Raw genomic sequence first — 16846 nt, forward strand, 5'->3', positions numbered from 1 at the left:
GGCACCCGTGGCGGCGACTTCCCCCGACCCCGGGGGACCTGACGCGGCGGCCGTGGCGCGGGCGCTCACGGAGGCGGACTGCGGGGAGGTGTCCGGGGATCCGGGCCGCCGCGCACAGTACTCCGCCGACGCATCCAACTACCGGCAGATCCCGCTGGCCGTGGTCTTCCCCCGGGAGCGGGCGCACGTCCTCAACGCGCTGGCGGTGTGCCGGGAGCTGGGGGTGTCCGTCACCGCGCGGGGCGCGGGGACCAGCACCTCCGGCCAGGCGGTCGGCGCGGGCGTCGTGCTGGACTTCTCCCGCTCCTTCAACCGGCTCCTCGGCCTGGACCCCCAGGCCCGTACCGCCACCGTCCAGCCCGGCATCGTGCTGGACGACCTCCAGGACGCGGCGGCCGGACACGGCCTGCTCTTCGGCGCCGATCCCTCCACCCACAGCCGCTGCACCCTCGGCGGCATGATCGGGAACAACGCCTGCGGCACTCACTCCCTCGCGTGGGGCCGCACCTCGGACAACGTGGTCGAGTTGGAGGTCGTCACCTACCGCGGGACCGTCGTCCGGCTGGGTGAGATGAGCCGCGAGGAGATCGACCGGGCCGTAGCGGTCGGCGACGACCGGGCCGGCCTCATCGGAGCCCTGGCCGCCCTCGCCGGGGACAACCTCGCCACGCTGCGCACCGAGTTCGGCCGGTTCCCCCGCCAGGTGTCCGGGTACGCGCTGGAACACCTGCTGCCCGAGCGCCGGTTCAACCTCGCCCGGGCGTTCGTGGGCAGCGAGGGCACCCTGGCGCTGGTGCTGTCCGCCACCGTCCGGCTGATCGAGCCGCCGCCCGCGCGGACCCTGGTGGTCCTCGGCTTCGAGGACGCGTACGCGGCGGCGGAGGCCGTGGTCCCGCTGCTCGGGCACGAACTCCTCGCCCTGGAGGGCCTCGACCAGGCCCTGACCGACGTGGTGACCCGGCCCGAGACCCGCGCCGCCATCGATACCCTGCCGGCCGGGCACGCCTGGCTCTTCGCGGAACTGGGCGCAGAACCATCCGAGTTGGCCGAACGCGCCGAGGATCTCCTGGCGACCGCGGGGAAGGCGACCGGTTTCACCGGCGGCCGGGTCGTCGCCGATCCGGCCGACGCCCGCCGGCTGTGGCGCATCCGGGAGGACGGCGCCGGGCTGGCCACCCGCCGGGCCGACGGGTCGGAGGCCTGGCCCGGATGGGAGGACTCGGCGGTCCCGCCCGAGCGGCTCGGCTCCTATCTGCGGGAGTTCGGGGCCCTGATGGAGAGCCACGGCCTCACGGGCGCCCTCTACGGGCACTTCGGCGAAGGCTGCCTGCACGTACGGATCGACTTCGACTTCACCAGCGAGGAAGGGACCGCCGTCTTCCGGGCCTTCGGCGCGGAGCTCGCCCGGTTGATCGCCGGGCACGGCGGCTCGCTGTCGGGGGAGCACGGCGACGGCAAGGCCCGTTCCGAATTCCTGCCCCTCATGTACTCCCCGGAGGCCATCGACCTGTTCGAGCGGTTCAAGGACGTCTGGGACCCCGACAACGGCCTCAACCCGGGCATCATCGTCCGGCCCTCGCCGGTCGACGGGCACCTGCGCATCAGCCCGCACCGCCCCCCGCTCCCGCTGGCCACGACCTTCGCCTACCACGCCGACGACGGGGACTTCGCGAAGGCCACCCGCCGGTGCGTCGGCGTCGGCAAGTGCCGCGCCTCCGCCGACCACGGCACGGGTGTCATGTGCCCCAGCTTCCGGGTCACCGGGGACGAGAAGGACTCCACCCGGGGACGCGCCCGGGTGCTGTACGAGATGACCCAGGGCGAGGTCATCACGGACGGCTGGCGGTCCACAGAGGTGCGGGACGTCCTCGACCTGTGCCTGTCCTGCAAGGGGTGCAGCACCGACTGCCCCGTCGGCGTCGACGTGGCCACGTACAAGTCGGAGTTCCTGCACCACCACTACAAGGGGCGGATCCGCCCCGCCTCGCACTACACCATGGGCTGGCTGCCCCTGCTGTCCCGGGCCGCCTCCCGGGCCCCGGGCCTGGCCAACGCCGTCCTGGGCTCCCGGCTGGCCCCGCTCGTCAAACGGCTCGGCGGGATCGCCGGGCAACGCACCCTGCCGCGGTTCGCGGACCGGACCTTCCTCTCCTGGTTCCGGGGGCGCGTACCCGGCGGCGACGGACACCGCGGGCCGGTGATGCTGTGGGTGGACTCGTTCAACAACCACTTCTCGCCGGAGGTCCTCCAGGCCGCGGTGGTCGTGCTGGAGGACGCCGGGTTCACCGTCCGGGTGCCCGACGGCACCCAGTGCTGCGGCCTCACCTGGATCACCACTGGACAACTGGGGGTCGCCCGGCGGATCGCCCGGCGGACCACCGCCGCGCTCGCCCCCGCCGTGCGGGCGGGCATGCCCGTCGTCGGCCTGGAACCCAGCTGCACCGCCGCCCTCCGCTCCGACCTGCCCGAACTGCTCGGCCGGGACGAGGACGCGAAGGCAATGGCCGCAGCCACCCTCACCCTCGCGGAACTGCTGATGCAGCGAGCCGCCGACTGGGACCCCCCCGAGATCGGGGCCGAGTCCATCAGCCAGACGCACTGCCACCAGCACGCCACCTCCGGCTTCGGCGCCGACGCCGCCCTGCTGCGCCGGATGGGCGTGGACAACACGGTCGTCGGTTCCGGCTGCTGCGGGCTGGCCGGCAACTTCGGTTTCGAGCGCGGCCATTACGAGATCTCCGTGGCCGTCGGCGAACAGGGACTGCTGCCCGCCGTACGGTCCGCGGACCCGGACACCCGCGTCCTGGCCGACGGATTCAGCTGCCGCACCCAGATCGCCCAGCAGACCGACCGCCGGGGCACCCACCTCGCCCAACTCATCGCCGAGGCCCTGCCGCCGGCTCCGGCACCCTGAAGAAGGACCGCGCATGCCCTACTTACACATACTTCGGCGCCCGTCGGTGTTCCGGCTGCTCACCGGCAGCTGGGTGGGCCGGCTACCGTCCGCGATGGCCGCCCTCGCCGTACCTCTCGCACTGCGGGACGCCGGGGCGCCGTACGGCTTCGTCGGTCTGGCGGCGGGCACCTTCGCCCTCTCCGCCGCAGTGGGCGCCCCGCTCGTGGGCCGGCTGGTGGACCGGCGCGGCCAGACCCTGGTCCTGCTGGTCACGGCGCTGCTCGCGGCGGCCGGGTTTATAGCCGTGGCCGTGGCCCCCGACCAGCGGGCACTGGTGATCCTGGGCGCCGCCGTGGCCGGAGCGGCGACGCCCCCGCTGGAGCCCTGCCTGCGTGCGATGTGGCCGGATCTCGTCCCCTCCGACGATCTGGAGTCCGCCTACGCCCTGGACTCCAGCGCCCAGGAGCTCGTCTTCGTCGCCGGCCCCCTGGTGGTGGCCGGGACGGTGGCGGTGGCCTCGCCCGCCACCGTGCTCTGGGCCCAGGCCGTCCTCGGTGTCGCCGGCGTGCTGGTGGTCGCCACCTCCGGCCCGTCCCGTCGGTGGCGCACCGCCGCCCGGTCCACCGACTGGCTCGGCCCGCTCCGGGAACGCGGACTGGTCCTGCTGCTCGTCTGCCTGGCCGGCGTCGGCTTCGCCATCGGCACCCTCAACATCCTGGTCGTCCACTACGCGGAACTGCGCTCGTTCCCCGGCGGCGCCCCCGGACTGCTGGCGCTGCACGCCGCCGGCTCACTGATCGGCGTACTCGTCTACGGGGCCCGGAAGTGGACGGCTCCGCTGCCGAAGCGGGCGCTGGTCCTGGCCCTGTGCCTGCTGGCCGGCTACGCCCTGCTGATCACGCTGCCCCCGGCCGTGCTGATGGGCCCGCTGCTGGTGATGACCGGCCTGTTCCTGGCGCCGCTGCTGGCCACCACCTTCATGCTGGTGGGCGAGCTGGCCCCGGCCGGCACCACCACCGAGGCCTTCGCCTGGCTGATCACCCTGTTCGCCTCGGGCACCTCCCTGGGCTCCGCGATCACCGGCTGGGTGCTCCAGGGCACCGGCGAGCACTGGGGCGCCGCCTGCGGGGCGCTCGGCGTCTCGGTCACCGTGCTGCTCCTGTTCGCGGGGCGCCGCAAGCTGCGCGTCGCCGTCGCCGTATGAAACGTCGAATTCCCGCCAGTGCACGGCCTGTTGAATAAACCTGCTCACGCCCGACAGGACTGTTGACGATCACTCAACGGCCCGACTAGGGTGCAATTCAGTGAGGCTCGGCCCCCCGTGCGGGGCGCAGCCATTCTCTTTCGTTCACGTGCAACGCGAGCGAGTCCCTCCCTCGGCCAGGCGTGCTGTCCCGTCTGTCACGCGGCCCGGAGTCGAACGTTTCAATACGGCCTGCCCTGCGTACGGGGCTGCCGTCTTTCCCTTCCTATGGGTTCGCCGGACGAACCAGAATGGATTTGAGGCGTGCATTCCGATGTGATGGATCTGATGTCCAAGGCCCCCGACGTCTCGGGACGCAGCAAGAACGTGTGGCTCGTCGACGAGGACACCTGCCTGGTCGAACTGATCCCCTCGCTGAGCAGCTTCACGTACGACCGCAACGAACTGATCGACGGCACCGGTGAGTTGCGGCTCGACTTCTACGAGCACGTCTCGGGCCTGCTGGCCGCCGAGGGCGTGCACACGGTCTTCCGCGAGCGCACCGGACCGCTCACGTACCTGGCCGACTACCGGCCGTCCACGCCGTTCGAGGTCATCGTCAAGAACCGGGCCACCGGCTCGACCATCCGCAAGTACCCCGGGCTGTTCACCGAGGGCCAGGTGCTCGACCGCCCGGTGGTCAAGTTCGACTACCGGACCGACCCCGAGGACCAGCCGATCGGCGAGGACTACCTACGGCTGCTCGGCCTCGACGTGGACGCGTACCGGGCCGCCGCACAGCACTGCAACACGGTGCTGCGCGCTCTCCTGGAGCCCCTGGAACTCTGGGACTTCTGCCTGATCATCGCGCCCGACGCGGAGCGCGGACTGGTCATCAACTCGGAGATATCGCCCGACTGCATGCGGCTGCGCTCCGCCGCGGGAGAGTGCTACGACAAGGACCTGTTCCGCCAGGGCATCTCGGGCGACGAGATCGTCAAGCGGTGGACCGAGCTGATGCGGCTCATCACCCGTGGCTGAGCGGCGGGCACTGGTGACGGGCTCGAACCGGGGGACCGGGCGGGCCATCCGCGAACGCCTGACGGCCGACGGGTTCGCCGTCCGCTGCCTCAACCGGACTTCCTGTGCGGACCACCGGGACCCGGTCACGGCCGATCTCGCCGACGGGCAGGCCGCGTTCGAAGCCGCCCGCACGGTCCTGGCCGACGTGCCCGCGCTGGACCTGCTGGTCCTGAACGCGGTGACGCGGGGCCTGGGCCGCGTCGACGAGCTCGACCCGCAGGTGTGGGACGAGGCGTTGGCGGTGAACCTCACCGCCAACGTCCGCGTCATCCAGGCGGCGCTGCCCGCCCTGCGGGAGGCCGGCGGGCACATCGTCCTGATGGGTTCGCACGCCGGGGACCGGCCCTTCGAGGGCGGCATGGCGTACTGCGCGACCAAGGCGGCGCTGAAATCGGTGGCCGAAGTGCTGCTGATGGAAGAACGCCCGAACGGTGTGCGGACCACCCTGCTCAATCCCGGTGCCATCCGCAATTTCGACGACGACTTCTCCGAACTCAAGATGAGCGTGGAGTCGGTGGCCTCGGTGGTGTCCTGGGTGGTCGCCGCCCCCGCCGACACCGTCCTCGGCGAGGTCGAACTGCGGCCGGCGCGGCTCGGCACCCCGCCCGCCGTCGGCTTCGAGCGGCTCCAGCATGTGTGAGTGATCCAGTTCCCCTTATGACCTGACGGGAGCGTTGTGATGGCGCCACGAACCTTCATCACGGAATGGGACGCGGAATCCGGAGTACTGGAAGCCGTGCGGACCCCCACCGGGGACCCCGCGGACGGCCAGTCCCCACCGACCGGACCGGCCGGGGAAACCCCCATCGGCTTCCGGGCGGTGGCCTCGGTGGGCTTCGCCCCCGACGGCGGAGTCTGCGCGGTGAACGTCCCGGACATCCCGGAACGCGTCGCCCCGGCCATTCGCACCGCCCGCGACGCGGAGACCGTGGGCAACGCCTGGCTCGACAGCGGCTGGCTGTGGATACCGCTCAGCGGTGACCCGGCCCAGCAGCACCGCTCGGGCCTGGCAGAGATCGAACTGAGGCTCCGCAGCGAGGCCGTGACGGGCCTTTCGCTGCGGTTCCTCGACGAAGTTTCCGACCGGCAATTCCCCGACCAGGAGAACAGCACGTGAGCTACGCGGCCCTGCTGCGCCGGCCGTCCGTTCCGCACGCCCTCGGCGGCGCGCTGATCGGACGGCTGCCCACCGCCATGACGGCCCTCGCCATGACCCTCACCCTGCGCGCCCACGACGCCGACTTCCGTTTCGTCGGCCTGGCCACGGCGGTCCTCGCCGTGGCGGGGGCCGTCGGGGGACCGGTGCTCGGCCGCATGGTGGACCGCTGGGGACAGACGTACGTCCTGCTCGCCAGCGCCGTGCTGTCCTGCTGCGGCATCCTGCTGATAGCCCTCGCGCCGTCCTCCCGTACTGCGGTGCTCACCGGCGCGGTCCTGGCCGGGACGGCCACCCCGCCCCTGGAGCCCTGCCTACGCGCCCTGTGGCCGGTCCTCGTGGGCCAGGACAACCTCCAGCGCGCCTACTCCATGGACGCCGCCGCCCAGGAACTCGTCTTCATCGGCGGCCCCCTGCTCGTCTCCGCCACCGTGGCCCTCGGCCCGCCGGAGGCCGCCGTGGTGCTCTCCGCGGCCCTCTGCCTCGGCGGAACCCTCGTCATGGCCACCTCGCGCCCCTCCCGGCAATGGCGGGGGAGCCCCGGCACCCGCGACTGGCTCGGCCCGCTGCGCAGCCGCGCGCTGGTCCTGCTCTTCCTCGGGCTGGCCGGAGCGGGGGCGGCCATCGGCGGCCTCAACATCGGCGCCGTGGCCTACGCCGAACGCCATCCGCTGCCCGGCGGGGCCGGCACCCTGCTCGCGCTGTCCGCGTGCGGGGCGCTCGTCGGCGCCGTGGTCTACGGTCGCAGCCGGTGGAACCTGGCCCCGACCGCCCAGGCGGTGCTCTTCGGCGCCGGTCTGACCGTCACCTACCTGCTGGTCGCCCTCATGGCCCCGCCCGCCGTCATGGCCCTGGTCTGCCTGTCCACCGGCTTCTTCCTGTCCCCGCTGCTGGTGGTGTCCTTCACCCTCGTGGACGCCCTGGCCCCCGAAGGCACCGTCACCGAAGCCTTCGCCTGGTTGATCACCCTGCTCACGACCGGCACCGCCCTCGGCTCGGCCCTCGCCGGACTGGTCCTGGAATACATCGGCCCGGGCACCGCGACCGCCTCGACCGGGCTCTGCGCCCTGCTCGGGGTCGGCTTCCTGCTGCTGTGCCACATGCTGCCCGAGACCGCGGCCCGGCGGACCACCACCGCGTCGGCGGCCGGGTGACCCCGGCACCGGGCGGCGGTCCCCGGCCCCGGCTGCTCGCCTGCGACCTCGACGGAACCCTGCTGGACTCCCGCGGTCGGCTCACCGAACCGGTCTCCGCCGCCCTGTTCCGGGCCCGGGACGCCGGACTGGCCCTCGCCGTCATCACCGCCCGGCCCGGCCGTGACGTGCCCGCCGCGGTGACCGGCCGGATACCGGACTCGGCGTACTGGGCGTACAGCAACGGGGCGGTGATCCACGCGCCCGGCGAGGCCGGACCGCGCCGGGTCCTCGGCTTCGCCCCCGACCGGGTCCCGCAGCTCCTCGAAGCCGTCCGCGCAGCCTCGCCCCACTGGTCCTGCGCGCTGGACCTGATGGACCGCACGGTCATCCTCGACCCCTTCCCGCGCGCCGCCGCCACCCACTGGACGAACGTCAGCCACTGTTGCGGCGCGGACCGGCTCGACCTGCCCGGCCCGGTCCCCAAGCTGCTCGTCCACACCGGAACCGGCTGCGGCCCGGCCGTCGTCGCCGAGGTCCAGCGCGCGGTGGGCGCGACCGCGACCGCCACCGCCTCGGGCGGCGGGTTCGTCGAGCTCGTCCCGCCCGGCACCGGCAAGGCCGAGGCCCTGCGCTGGCTCTGCGTCGAACTCGGCGTGGACCCGGCCGAGGCGGTGGCCGTCGGGGACGGGCTCAACGACCTTTCCATGCTGCACCTGGCCGGACTGGGAGCCGCCCCCGCGAACGCGCCCGAGGAGGTCCGGCGCGCAGCCGGCCTCGTCCTGCCCTCGAACGACGAGGACGCGGTCGGCGCGCTGATCGGCCTGCTGCTCGCCGACCGCCGCCCGTAGCCCACCGAGGAGTGAGAACACCGTGTCCGACGCCCGGAACCAGGCACCCTACGGAAGCTGGCGGTCGGCGCTGGCCGCCCACGACGTGGCCCGCGGGGCCGCCCTGCCCGAGTGGCTGGACTTCGTCGGCGACGAGGTGTGGTGGACCGAGCCGCTGGCCCACGACGGCGGCCGCAGCGCACTCGTGCGGCGCGGACCGGACGGCACGCCGGAGGAGGTGCTGCCGGGCGGCCGGGACGTGCGCAGCCGGTTCAACGAGTACGGGGCCCGGCCCTGGCTGCCGGTCTCCGGCCTGCCCGGCGACGGCATCGTCTTCAGCGACGGTGCCGACCAGCGGGTCCACCGGTGGCGGCCCGGCGCCCCGCCCGCGCCGCTCAGCCCGCCCGCCGGCCCCGGAGCGGTCCACCGCTACGGGGACTTCGCGGTCCGCGGCACCGAGCTGTGGTGCGTACGGGAGACCCTGCCGGGGACCGGCGCCGAGGAAGCCCCCGACGTCCGGCGCGAGCTCGTGGCCCTGCCGCTGGACGGCACCGCCGCCGAGGACCCGGGGGCGGTCCGGGTGCTGGCCGCGGGCCACCGGTTCCTGACCGGCCCGCGCATCGCGCCCGGCGGGGACCGGGTCGCCTGGCTGGGCTGGGACCACCCGGACATGCCCTGGGACCGTACGGACCTGATGGTCGCCGAGATCTCCCCCGGGGGTCTGCTCGGGCCCGCCGTACGGGTCGCGGGCGGCCCGGGCCGGTCCGTCGCCCAGGCGGAATGGTCCGCCGACGGCACCGGACGGCTGTTCGCCGTCACCGACCCCGACGGTTGGTGGAACCCGTACGAGATCGACCGGAACGGCGGCTCCCGACCCCTGCGCGCCGAGCCGCAGGAGTACGCCGAAGCGCTCTGGCGCGTCGGCTCCCGCTGGTTCCTGCCGCTGTACGACGGCACCCTCGCCGTGCTGCGCGGCACCGGCGGCCGCCGCCCCGCGCTCCTGGCCCCCGACGGCGAGCTGACCTTACTCGATCCGGACGGGCCGTACACCGAGTGGCACTCGCCCGCCACCGACGGGCGGCGGATCGCCGCCGTCGCGGCCGGCCCTGCACACCGGCCCACGGTGGTACTGCTGGACCCCCGCGCTCCCGGTGGCCGGGTGGAGGTCCTGCGGCCCCCCTCCCGAGAGCACGCCGAGCTGTGGCCCGCCCCCTTCCGGCGGGCCTACCACGGCCCCGACGGCGAGGAGGTGCACGCCCACGTCTACCCGCCCCACCACCCCGGCCACCGGGGCCCCGATGGCGAACTCCCGCCCTACGTGCTGCTGGTGCACGGAGGCCCCACCAACCGCACCCACATGACCCCGCATCCGCACATCGCCTTCTTCACCAGCCGGGGCATCGGCGTCCTCGACGTCCAGTACGGCGGCTCCACCGGCCACGGGCGGGCGTACCGGGACCGGCTGCGCGGCGGCTGGGGCGTGGTGGACGTACGGGACTGCGCCACGGCCGCCCGCGGACTGGTGGCCGAAGGGCTCGCCGACCCGCAGCGCCTCGCGATACGGGGCGCGAGCGCGGGCGGCTGGACCGCCGCCGCCTCGCTGATCGCCGAACCGGAGCTGTACCGGGCCGCGGCCATCCACTTCCCGGTGCTGGACGCGGACACCTGGCAGCGCACCACGCACGACTTCGAATCCCGCTACGCCGAGACGCTGATCGGCCCCTGGCCGCAGCACCGGGACGCGTACACCCGCCGCTCCCCGGTGCACGGCGCAGCCGGCATCCGGGCCCCGTTCGCGCTCTTCCAGGGGTCCCGGGACGCGATCTGCCCGCCGAGCCAGGCCGAACGGCTGCTGGAGCGGCTGGCGGGCTCGGACGTGGAGCACACGTACGAGGTGTTCGAGGGGGAAGGGCACGGGTTCCGCGGCGCCGAGACGGTGGCGCGGACCCTGCGGACCGAACTGGAGCTGTACGGGCGGGTGTTCGGGTTCACTCCCGACCCCGGGTGAGGTGACCAACCCCCCCGGGTGACGTCTCCGGGTGGCCGCCGCGCCGGGGCCGGGGCGTCCGGGTGTCACATCCGGACCGCCTCGATCGTCTTCAACTCCGGGTGAACACCGCGCCGCCGTGGGCCCCGCCCGGGCGCACTCCAGGAAGAGAAGAGCCGATGAAGCGTTGGTCCACCAAGGATCTGTACACACTGACACCACCCCGCGACGGTCGGCCCGGCGACGGCATCCTGACCTTCACGGACCGCTACTCCGTCTACGACTTCGGCGTCATGCCGGACGAGATCCCCGGCAAGGGCAAGGCGTCCTGCGCCATGGCCGTCCGGTCCTTCGGCCTCATGCACGAGGCCGGGATCGGCACGCACTTCGTGGAGCAGGTCTCCGACAACGCCATCCGGATCAAGCTCCTCGACATCGACTTCGAGGGCACCAGGCCCCGGACCGGCCCCGGCGGGATGATCCCGCTCCAGGTCGTCTACCGCAACGCCCTGGCCCGGGAGTCCTCGGTGCACCGCCGGGTCGCGGCGGGCCGCCTCGACCCGGCCCTGGTGCCGGACCGGCAGGAGCCCGGTTCCCCGTGGCTGGCCGAGGTCATGGTCGAGTTCACCACCAAGTTCGAGGAGACCGACCGCTTCGTCACCCGCGAAGAGGCCGCGGCCGTCGGCCGGATCACGCTTGAGGACATCGCCCGGATCGAGAAGCTCACCGGGCAGCTCGCCCCGGTGCTCACCGCACACTGCACGGCCGTCGGGCTGGAACTCGTGGACGGCAAGGCCGAGTACGGCTTCGACGCGGACGGCGAGCCGATCGTGATCGACCACGCGGGCACCCCTGACGAGAACCGCTTCTACTACGACGGCGTACCGGTCTGCAAGGAACTCCTGCGCTGCCTGCACCCCGGCCTGCGCGAGCGCGTCCAGCAGCACATCGAGGACGGCCTGCCCCGCGACCGGTGGCCGCGCCCGGAGCCGCTGGGCGCTGCCGCGGTGGCCGCGACCTCCGAGGTGTACGCCGCGCTGACCGCGCTGTGGACCGGCCCGGACGCCGCCGCGCGGGCCCGCCTGTCCGCCGCCGTCCAGGAGTTCGCCGAGGTCACCGGTGCCGCCCTGGGCGACCGCACCGGGCTCTGACCGACCACCGACGAGGAGATATCGCCGTGGCGATTCAACCGCCCATCGAACCCGGGACGGCCGTACGGGTGTCCGCCCCGGCCCGTCTGAGCTTCACCCTGATCAGCCTCGACGCCACGTCGATGCGCCGCAACGGCATCGCAGCGATGGCCGTGGACCGGCCGGGGCTCACCGCCGAGGTGCGGCCCGCCGCCGACGGGGTCACCGAGGTGACCGGCACCGCCGAGGAGACCACCCGCGAGGTGGCCCGCGCCGTCGAGACCCTGCGCAAGCTGTGGGACGGGCCGCCGGCCCGGGTGACCGTCACCCGGCCGCTGCCCCAGCACAGCGGCTTCGGCTCGAAGACCAACACCCTGCTCGCCGTCGGTCACGCGTACGGACGGCTCTGCGGCCAGGACACCGACCTGCGCGAACTCGCCCGCACCCTGGGCCGCGGCCGCACCTCCGGGGCCAGCACGGGCCTCGCCGAGCTCGGCGGATTCCTAGTGGACGGCGGGCACCGCAACCCGCCGGAGTTCACCGAGGCGCCGCACACCTACCTGCGGCCCAGCCGGTTCGCCCAAGACGTCGCCCCGCCCCGGCCGGTGGTCCGGCTCGACTTCCCCGACTGGCCGATCCTCGTCCTGCTCACCCAGGGCCGCCACCTCGGCGGCCAGGAGGAACTCGACTGGTTCCAGCGGGTCACGCCGATCCCGCCGCAGGAGTCCTGGCGCACCTCGCACCTGGTCTTCATGGGCCTGGCCCCGGCCGTGCTGGAGCAGGACTACGAGGCGTTCTGCGCCGCCGTCAACGAGATCACCTTCACCGGCCACTTCAAGCAGGCGCAGATCGCCTTCCAGGGCGAGGCCGTGACCAGCGTCCTGGAGGCCGGGCGCGCGGCGCCCGCCGTGGACGCGATCGCGCTCAGCGTGACCGGCCCGGCCTGCTTCGCCTTCACCCGGAGGACCGACGAGGCCACCGTCTGGGCCGAGGACCTCCGCCGCCGCGGCCTGATCAGCGACTTCTGGTTCACCAAGGCCAACAACAACGGAATCAGCACCACGTGTCTGTCCTGAGCTTCGGAAAGAGTGCGATGAACGCGAACATCCCCGACGTCCTTGCCACCCGCTACGCCTCCCCGGAGATGACGGGCCTGTGGTCGCACGAGCACAAGATCGTGCTCGAACGCCGGCTGTGGCTGGCCGTGCTGACCGCCCAGCGCGACCTCGGCATCGACGTCCCCGAGCAGGTGGTACCCGACTACGAACGGGTCCTGGACACCATCGACCTGGACTCCATCGACCGGCGGGAGCAGGTCACCCGGCACGACGTCAAGGCCCGCATCGAGGAGTTCAACGCCCTGGCCGGCCACGAGCACGTCCACAAGGGCATGACCTCCCGCGACCTGACCGAGAACGTCGAGCAGCTCCAGGTGCGCGACAGCCTGGTCCTGGTCCGCGACCGCTGCGTGGCCCTGCTCGCCCGCCTCGCCGGGCTGGCCGAGCGGCACTCCGGCCAGGTCATGGCCGGCCGTTCGCACAACGTGGCCGCCCAGAGCACCACCCTCGGCAAGCGCTTCGCGACCGTGGCGGAGGAGGTGCTGGTGGCCTTCCGGCGGCTGGAGGAGCTCATCGGCCGCTATCCGATGCGCGGCATCAAGGGACCGATGGGCACCGCCCAGGACATGCTCGACCTGCTCGGCGGCGACCGCGCCCGGCTCGCCGAGCTGGAGGACCGGATCGCCGCCCACCTCGGCTTCGCCCACCGCTTCACCAGCGTGGGTCAGGTCTACCCGCGCTCCCTCGACTACGAGGTGCTGAGCCTGCTGGTCCAGCTGGCCGCGGGCCCGTCCTCGCTGGCCCGCTCGATCCGCCTGATGGCCGGCGACGAACTGGTCAGCGAAGGCTTCGCCGAGGGCCAGGTCGGCTCCTCCGCCATGCCGCACAAGATGAACTCCCGCTCCTGCGAGCGGATCAACGGGCTGATGATCGTCCTGCGCGGCTTCGCGTCGATGGCCGCCGAGCTCTCCGGCGACCAGTGGAACGAGGGCGACGTGTCCTGCTCCGTGGTCCGCCGGGTCGCGCTGCCCGACGCGTTCTTCGCCCTGGACGGGATGCTGGAGACCCTGCTGACCGTCCTGGACGAGTTCGAGGTCTTCCCGTCGGTGATCGAGGCCGAGCTGGAGCGTTACCTGCCCTTCCTGGCCACCACCAAGATGCTGATGGCCGCCGTCCGCCTCGGCATCGGCCGCGAGGCCGCCCACGAGGTGATCAAGGAGCACGCGGTCGGATCCGCCCTCGCCATGCGGGCCGACGGCGCAGACAACCTGCTGCTGGACCGCCTCGCCGCCGACGAGCGCTTCCCGCTCGACCGTGCCCAACTGGACGAACTCCTCACGGACCGGATCGGGTTCACCGGAGCGGCGGCTGACCAGGTCACGGCGCTGGTGGCCGAGATCGGCCGGATCACGGACCGGCACCCCGACGCGGTCCACTACAAGCCCGGCCGGCTGCTCTGAGCGCATCCGCGCGCACCCCGTCGTCCGTGGAAGACCGAGGAACAGAGGAAGAGGAACACGCTTCCGTGCCAGACACCGATATCGACCCTGATCCCACCCTCGATGCCGACGGCGGCATCGACACCATAGTGATCGGCTCCGGCGGGGCCGGACTGCTCGCGGCCTGCCGGGCCGCCGACGGCGGACGACGCGTCCTCGTCCTCGAACGCACCCCCGTACTGGGCGGCACCACCGCCGTGTCGGGGGGCATGGTCTGGGTGCCGAACAGCTCCGTCATGCGCGAGCACGGCATGCCCGACTCCGCCGAGGACGCCCTGCGCTACCTCGAACTCGTCACCGAAGGAGCCGTCGAGAGCTGGCGGTTGGAGCAGTACGTCGCCACCGCTCCCGAGATGGTGGACTACCTGCACGCCAAGACCCCGGTCCGCTTCTTCCCCATCGACCGGCCCGACTACCACTCGGACTGGCCGGGCGCCCGGGACGTCGGCCGCACCCTGGACAACGTGCCCTTCCCGACCGCCGACCGCCCCGGCCTGGTCGAGCGGATCCGGCGCGGCGCGCACTTCGACGCCGTCACCTACGACGAGCGCCACCGCTGGCACTCGCCGGAGCTGTACGACCACGAGCTGGTCGCCCGCCGCAAGGACGAGGGCGTACTGACCGTCGGCGCAGCCCTGGTGGCGGGCCTGGTCGCGGCCTGCGACGAACGCGGCGTACGGTTCGCCACCGGCGTCCGGGTCCGCGAACTGCTCGTCGAGGACGGCCGGGTCACCGGGGTCCGCGGCGAGAGCGCCGACGGACCGGTCGTCTTCCGGGCCCGCGCCGCAGTGGTCCTCGCCAGCGGCGGCTACGAGTGGAACGAGCGGCTCAAGCAGGCCTACCTCGGCGTCGCGGACACCCGCCCGATCAGCCCGCCGTGGAACCACGGCGACGGGTTGCAGATGGCCATGACGGCCGGCGCCGCCCTGGACGGCATGTCCCAGGCGTGGTGGGTGCCCGCGGTGGGCGCCCCGGGAGACGAGTACGACGGGGCCCCGCTGTCCCGGCACCTGGTGGCCGAGCGCTGCCTGCCGGGATCGGTGATCGTCAACCGGCAGGGCCGCAGGTTCGTCAACGAGGCCGTCAACTACAACGACATCACCAAGGCCTTCCTGACCTTCGACCCCACCGCCCACGCGTACCCGAACGCCCCGGCCTGGCTGATCTTCGACGAGGCCTTCCGCAGCCGCTACCCGATCGCGTCCGTCCAGCCCGCCGACCCGGTCCCCGACTGGTTCGTCCGCGGGGACTCGCCCGCCGAACTGGCCCGCCGCCTGGGCGTGGACGAGGCGGGCCTCACCGCCACCCTCGCCGCGTTCAACCGGCACGCGGTGCTCGGCGAGGACCCCGAGTTCGGCCGCGGCGGCACCAGCCACGACCGCTACTACGGCGACGAACGGCACGGCCCCAACCCCTGCCTGGGTCCGCTGGAGCAGGCCCCGTTCTACGCCGTCCCGGTCGGGCCCGGCATGCTCGGCACCAAGGGCGGGGTGGTCACCGACCGCGAAGGCCGGGTCCTGCGCCACGACGACACCCCGGTCCCCGGCCTGTACGCGTGCGGCAACGTCGCGGCCACGCCCATGGGACCGGGCTACCCCGGTTCCGGTGGCACCCTCGGACCGGCACTGGTCGGCGGCTACCTGTGCGGCAGCGGCCTCGCCGAGGCGGACCGGTGAGCGCCGCCGTGCGCGTGGTCGTGGTCGGCGCCGGCTCCATCGGCAGCTGCGTGGCCCTGAACCTGGCCGAACAGGGGGTCTCGGTGGTCCTGGTGGACGGCCAGGACCCCGCCCGCGGGCTCTCCGCCCACGGCTTCGGCTGGGTCAACGCGGTGGACAACGGGTCCGACGCCTACTTCGCGCTCTCCGCCGAGGGCCTGCTCGCCCACGAGCGGCTCGCCGCCCGTACCGGCGGCGAGCCGTGGTTCTTCCGCACCGGCAACCTCCACTGGGCCGACACCGCGGCCGGCGCCGAGCGGCTGGCCGAAACCGCCGCCGGCTACCGCGCCCGCGCCTACCCCGTCGAGGAGTACGAGCCCGGGCGGGCGCTGGCCGAGCTCCAGCCGGGGCTGGCCCTGGACGGCGTACGGGGACCGCTGTACCACTACCCGGCCGACGCCCACGTGATCAGCGACCGCTTCCTCACCGCCGTCCAGGACCGCGGCCGGGCCCACGGCGTGGAGATCCGCACCGGCGATCCGGTCACCGGCCTGATCGGCGACGACCCGGTCCGCGGCGTGGTCCTCGCCTCCGGCGAGCGCATCGGGGCGGACGCGGTCATCAGCTGCGCCGGCCGCGGCACCCGCGACCTGCTGGCTCTCGCCGGGGCCGAGGTCCCTCTGGTGGAGCCCGGGGACCCGGACACCGTCACCATGGGCCTGCTGGTGCGCACCTCCCCGGTGTCCGGAGGCCGGGTGGAACGCATCTTGCACGCACCGGAGTTGAGTGTGCGTCCGCACAGCAGCGGCCGGCTGGTCCTGCACTGCCACGACGTGGACCACGAGCTGGACCCGGCCCACCCGGACCCGGCCGAGCAGGCGCGGCGGGCGGCCGAGCGGGTGCTGGCCCGGCTGGACGCGGTCCTGCCCGGCGCCGGTGCCGGCGTCGGTGTGGAGTCCGCGTACGTCGGCGTCCGGCCCATGCCCGCGGACGGCATGAGCGTCCTCGGCCCGGTCCGCGGGGAGGGATCGCCGTACGTGGTCGTCACGCACAGCGGGCTGACCCTGGCCCCCGTCCTGGGGGAGATCGTCGCCGGTGAGGTGCTCGGGCGGCCTTCCGAACTGGCGGCGGCCTTCCGGCCCGGCCGGTTCACCGCCCGCACGGCCTGAACGACGAAACGAAGGGGGCCCGCCGGTGACTGGCACCGGCGGGCCCCCTTGTTTCCGTCCGCGTCCT

The 16846-nt window shown here is 73.4% G+C and carries 13 protein-coding genes; all 13 read left to right on the forward strand.

What is annotated here, in order from left to right; genetic code table 11:
• Positions 1 to 7: 7 nt before the first annotated feature.
• The 13 genes from OG974_RS04665 to OG974_RS04725 all read left to right on the forward strand — a co-directional run bounded on the left by OG974_RS04665 (position 8) and on the right by OG974_RS04725 (position 16779).
• Positions 8 to 2914 carry an FAD-binding and (Fe-S)-binding domain-containing protein gene (locus OG974_RS04665; RefSeq protein WP_371645474.1) on the forward strand — a complete coding sequence of 969 codons (2907 nt, stop codon included), beginning with the start codon at positions 8 to 10 and terminating at the stop codon, positions 2912 to 2914.
• A 13-nt stretch (positions 2915 to 2927) separates the two neighbouring features.
• A complete protein-coding gene (locus OG974_RS04670) occupies positions 2928 to 4100 on the forward strand; it encodes an MFS transporter (protein WP_327279689.1) in 1173 nt (390 codons plus the stop codon).
• Between the two features lie 303 nt (positions 4101 to 4403).
• Positions 4404 to 5120 carry a phosphoribosylaminoimidazolesuccinocarboxamide synthase gene (locus OG974_RS04675; RefSeq protein WP_327279690.1) on the forward strand — a complete coding sequence of 239 codons (717 nt, stop codon included), beginning with the start codon at positions 4404 to 4406 and terminating at the stop codon, positions 5118 to 5120.
• Positions 5113 to 5802, forward strand: coding sequence for an SDR family oxidoreductase (locus OG974_RS04680; protein ID WP_329315245.1), 690 nt, complete (start codon positions 5113 to 5115; stop codon positions 5800 to 5802). The genes OG974_RS04675 and OG974_RS04680 overlap by 8 nt, the downstream gene beginning before the upstream one ends.
• A 39-nt stretch (positions 5803 to 5841) precedes the next feature.
• On the forward strand, positions 5842 to 6279 hold the full coding sequence (locus tag OG974_RS04685) for a hypothetical protein (RefSeq protein WP_327279692.1): 438 nt from the start codon (positions 5842 to 5844) through the stop codon (positions 6277 to 6279).
• Positions 6276 to 7472, forward strand: coding sequence for an MFS transporter (locus OG974_RS04690; protein WP_327279693.1), 1197 nt, complete (start codon positions 6276 to 6278; stop codon positions 7470 to 7472). Before OG974_RS04685 ends, OG974_RS04690 begins: the two co-directional genes overlap by 4 nt.
• Positions 7469 to 8302 (forward strand): HAD family hydrolase, encoded by an 834-nt coding sequence (locus OG974_RS04695; protein ID WP_327279694.1) that lies wholly within the window; start codon positions 7469 to 7471, stop codon positions 8300 to 8302. Before OG974_RS04690 ends, OG974_RS04695 begins: the two co-directional genes overlap by 4 nt.
• A 22-nt stretch (positions 8303 to 8324) precedes the next feature.
• Positions 8325 to 10289 carry a prolyl oligopeptidase family serine peptidase gene (locus OG974_RS04700; RefSeq protein WP_371645478.1) on the forward strand — a complete coding sequence of 655 codons (1965 nt, stop codon included), beginning with the start codon at positions 8325 to 8327 and terminating at the stop codon, positions 10287 to 10289.
• 158 nt (positions 10290 to 10447) lie between these two features.
• The gene (locus OG974_RS04705; protein WP_327279696.1) at positions 10448 to 11419 is read left to right on the forward strand and encodes a phosphoribosylaminoimidazolesuccinocarboxamide synthase; all 972 of its coding nucleotides are present in this window, start codon (positions 10448 to 10450) and stop codon (positions 11417 to 11419) included.
• A 26-nt stretch (positions 11420 to 11445) separates the two neighbouring features.
• The gene (locus OG974_RS04710; protein ID WP_327279697.1) at positions 11446 to 12474 is read left to right on the forward strand and encodes a beta-ribofuranosylaminobenzene 5'-phosphate synthase family protein; all 1029 of its coding nucleotides are present in this window, start codon (positions 11446 to 11448) and stop codon (positions 12472 to 12474) included.
• A 17-nt stretch (positions 12475 to 12491) separates the two neighbouring features.
• Complete coding sequence (gene purB / locus OG974_RS04715; protein WP_328764411.1) at positions 12492 to 13916, forward strand: adenylosuccinate lyase; 1425 nt, start codon at positions 12492 to 12494, stop codon at positions 13914 to 13916.
• Positions 13917 to 13981: 65 nt separating this feature from the next.
• Positions 13982 to 15631, forward strand: coding sequence for an FAD-dependent oxidoreductase (locus OG974_RS04720; RefSeq protein WP_371645480.1), 1650 nt, complete (start codon positions 13982 to 13984; stop codon positions 15629 to 15631).
• Positions 15628 to 16779: an FAD-dependent oxidoreductase gene (locus tag OG974_RS04725; RefSeq protein ID WP_329315251.1), complete on the forward strand. Its 1152-nt coding sequence runs from the start codon at positions 15628 to 15630 to the stop codon at positions 16777 to 16779. Before OG974_RS04720 ends, OG974_RS04725 begins: the two co-directional genes overlap by 4 nt.
• Positions 16780 to 16846: the final 67 nt, after the last annotated feature.

Origin of the sequence: Streptomyces sp. NBC_00597 (assembly GCF_041431095.1) — a bacterium.
Taxonomy (GTDB): Bacteria; Actinomycetota; Actinomycetes; order Streptomycetales; family Streptomycetaceae; genus Streptomyces.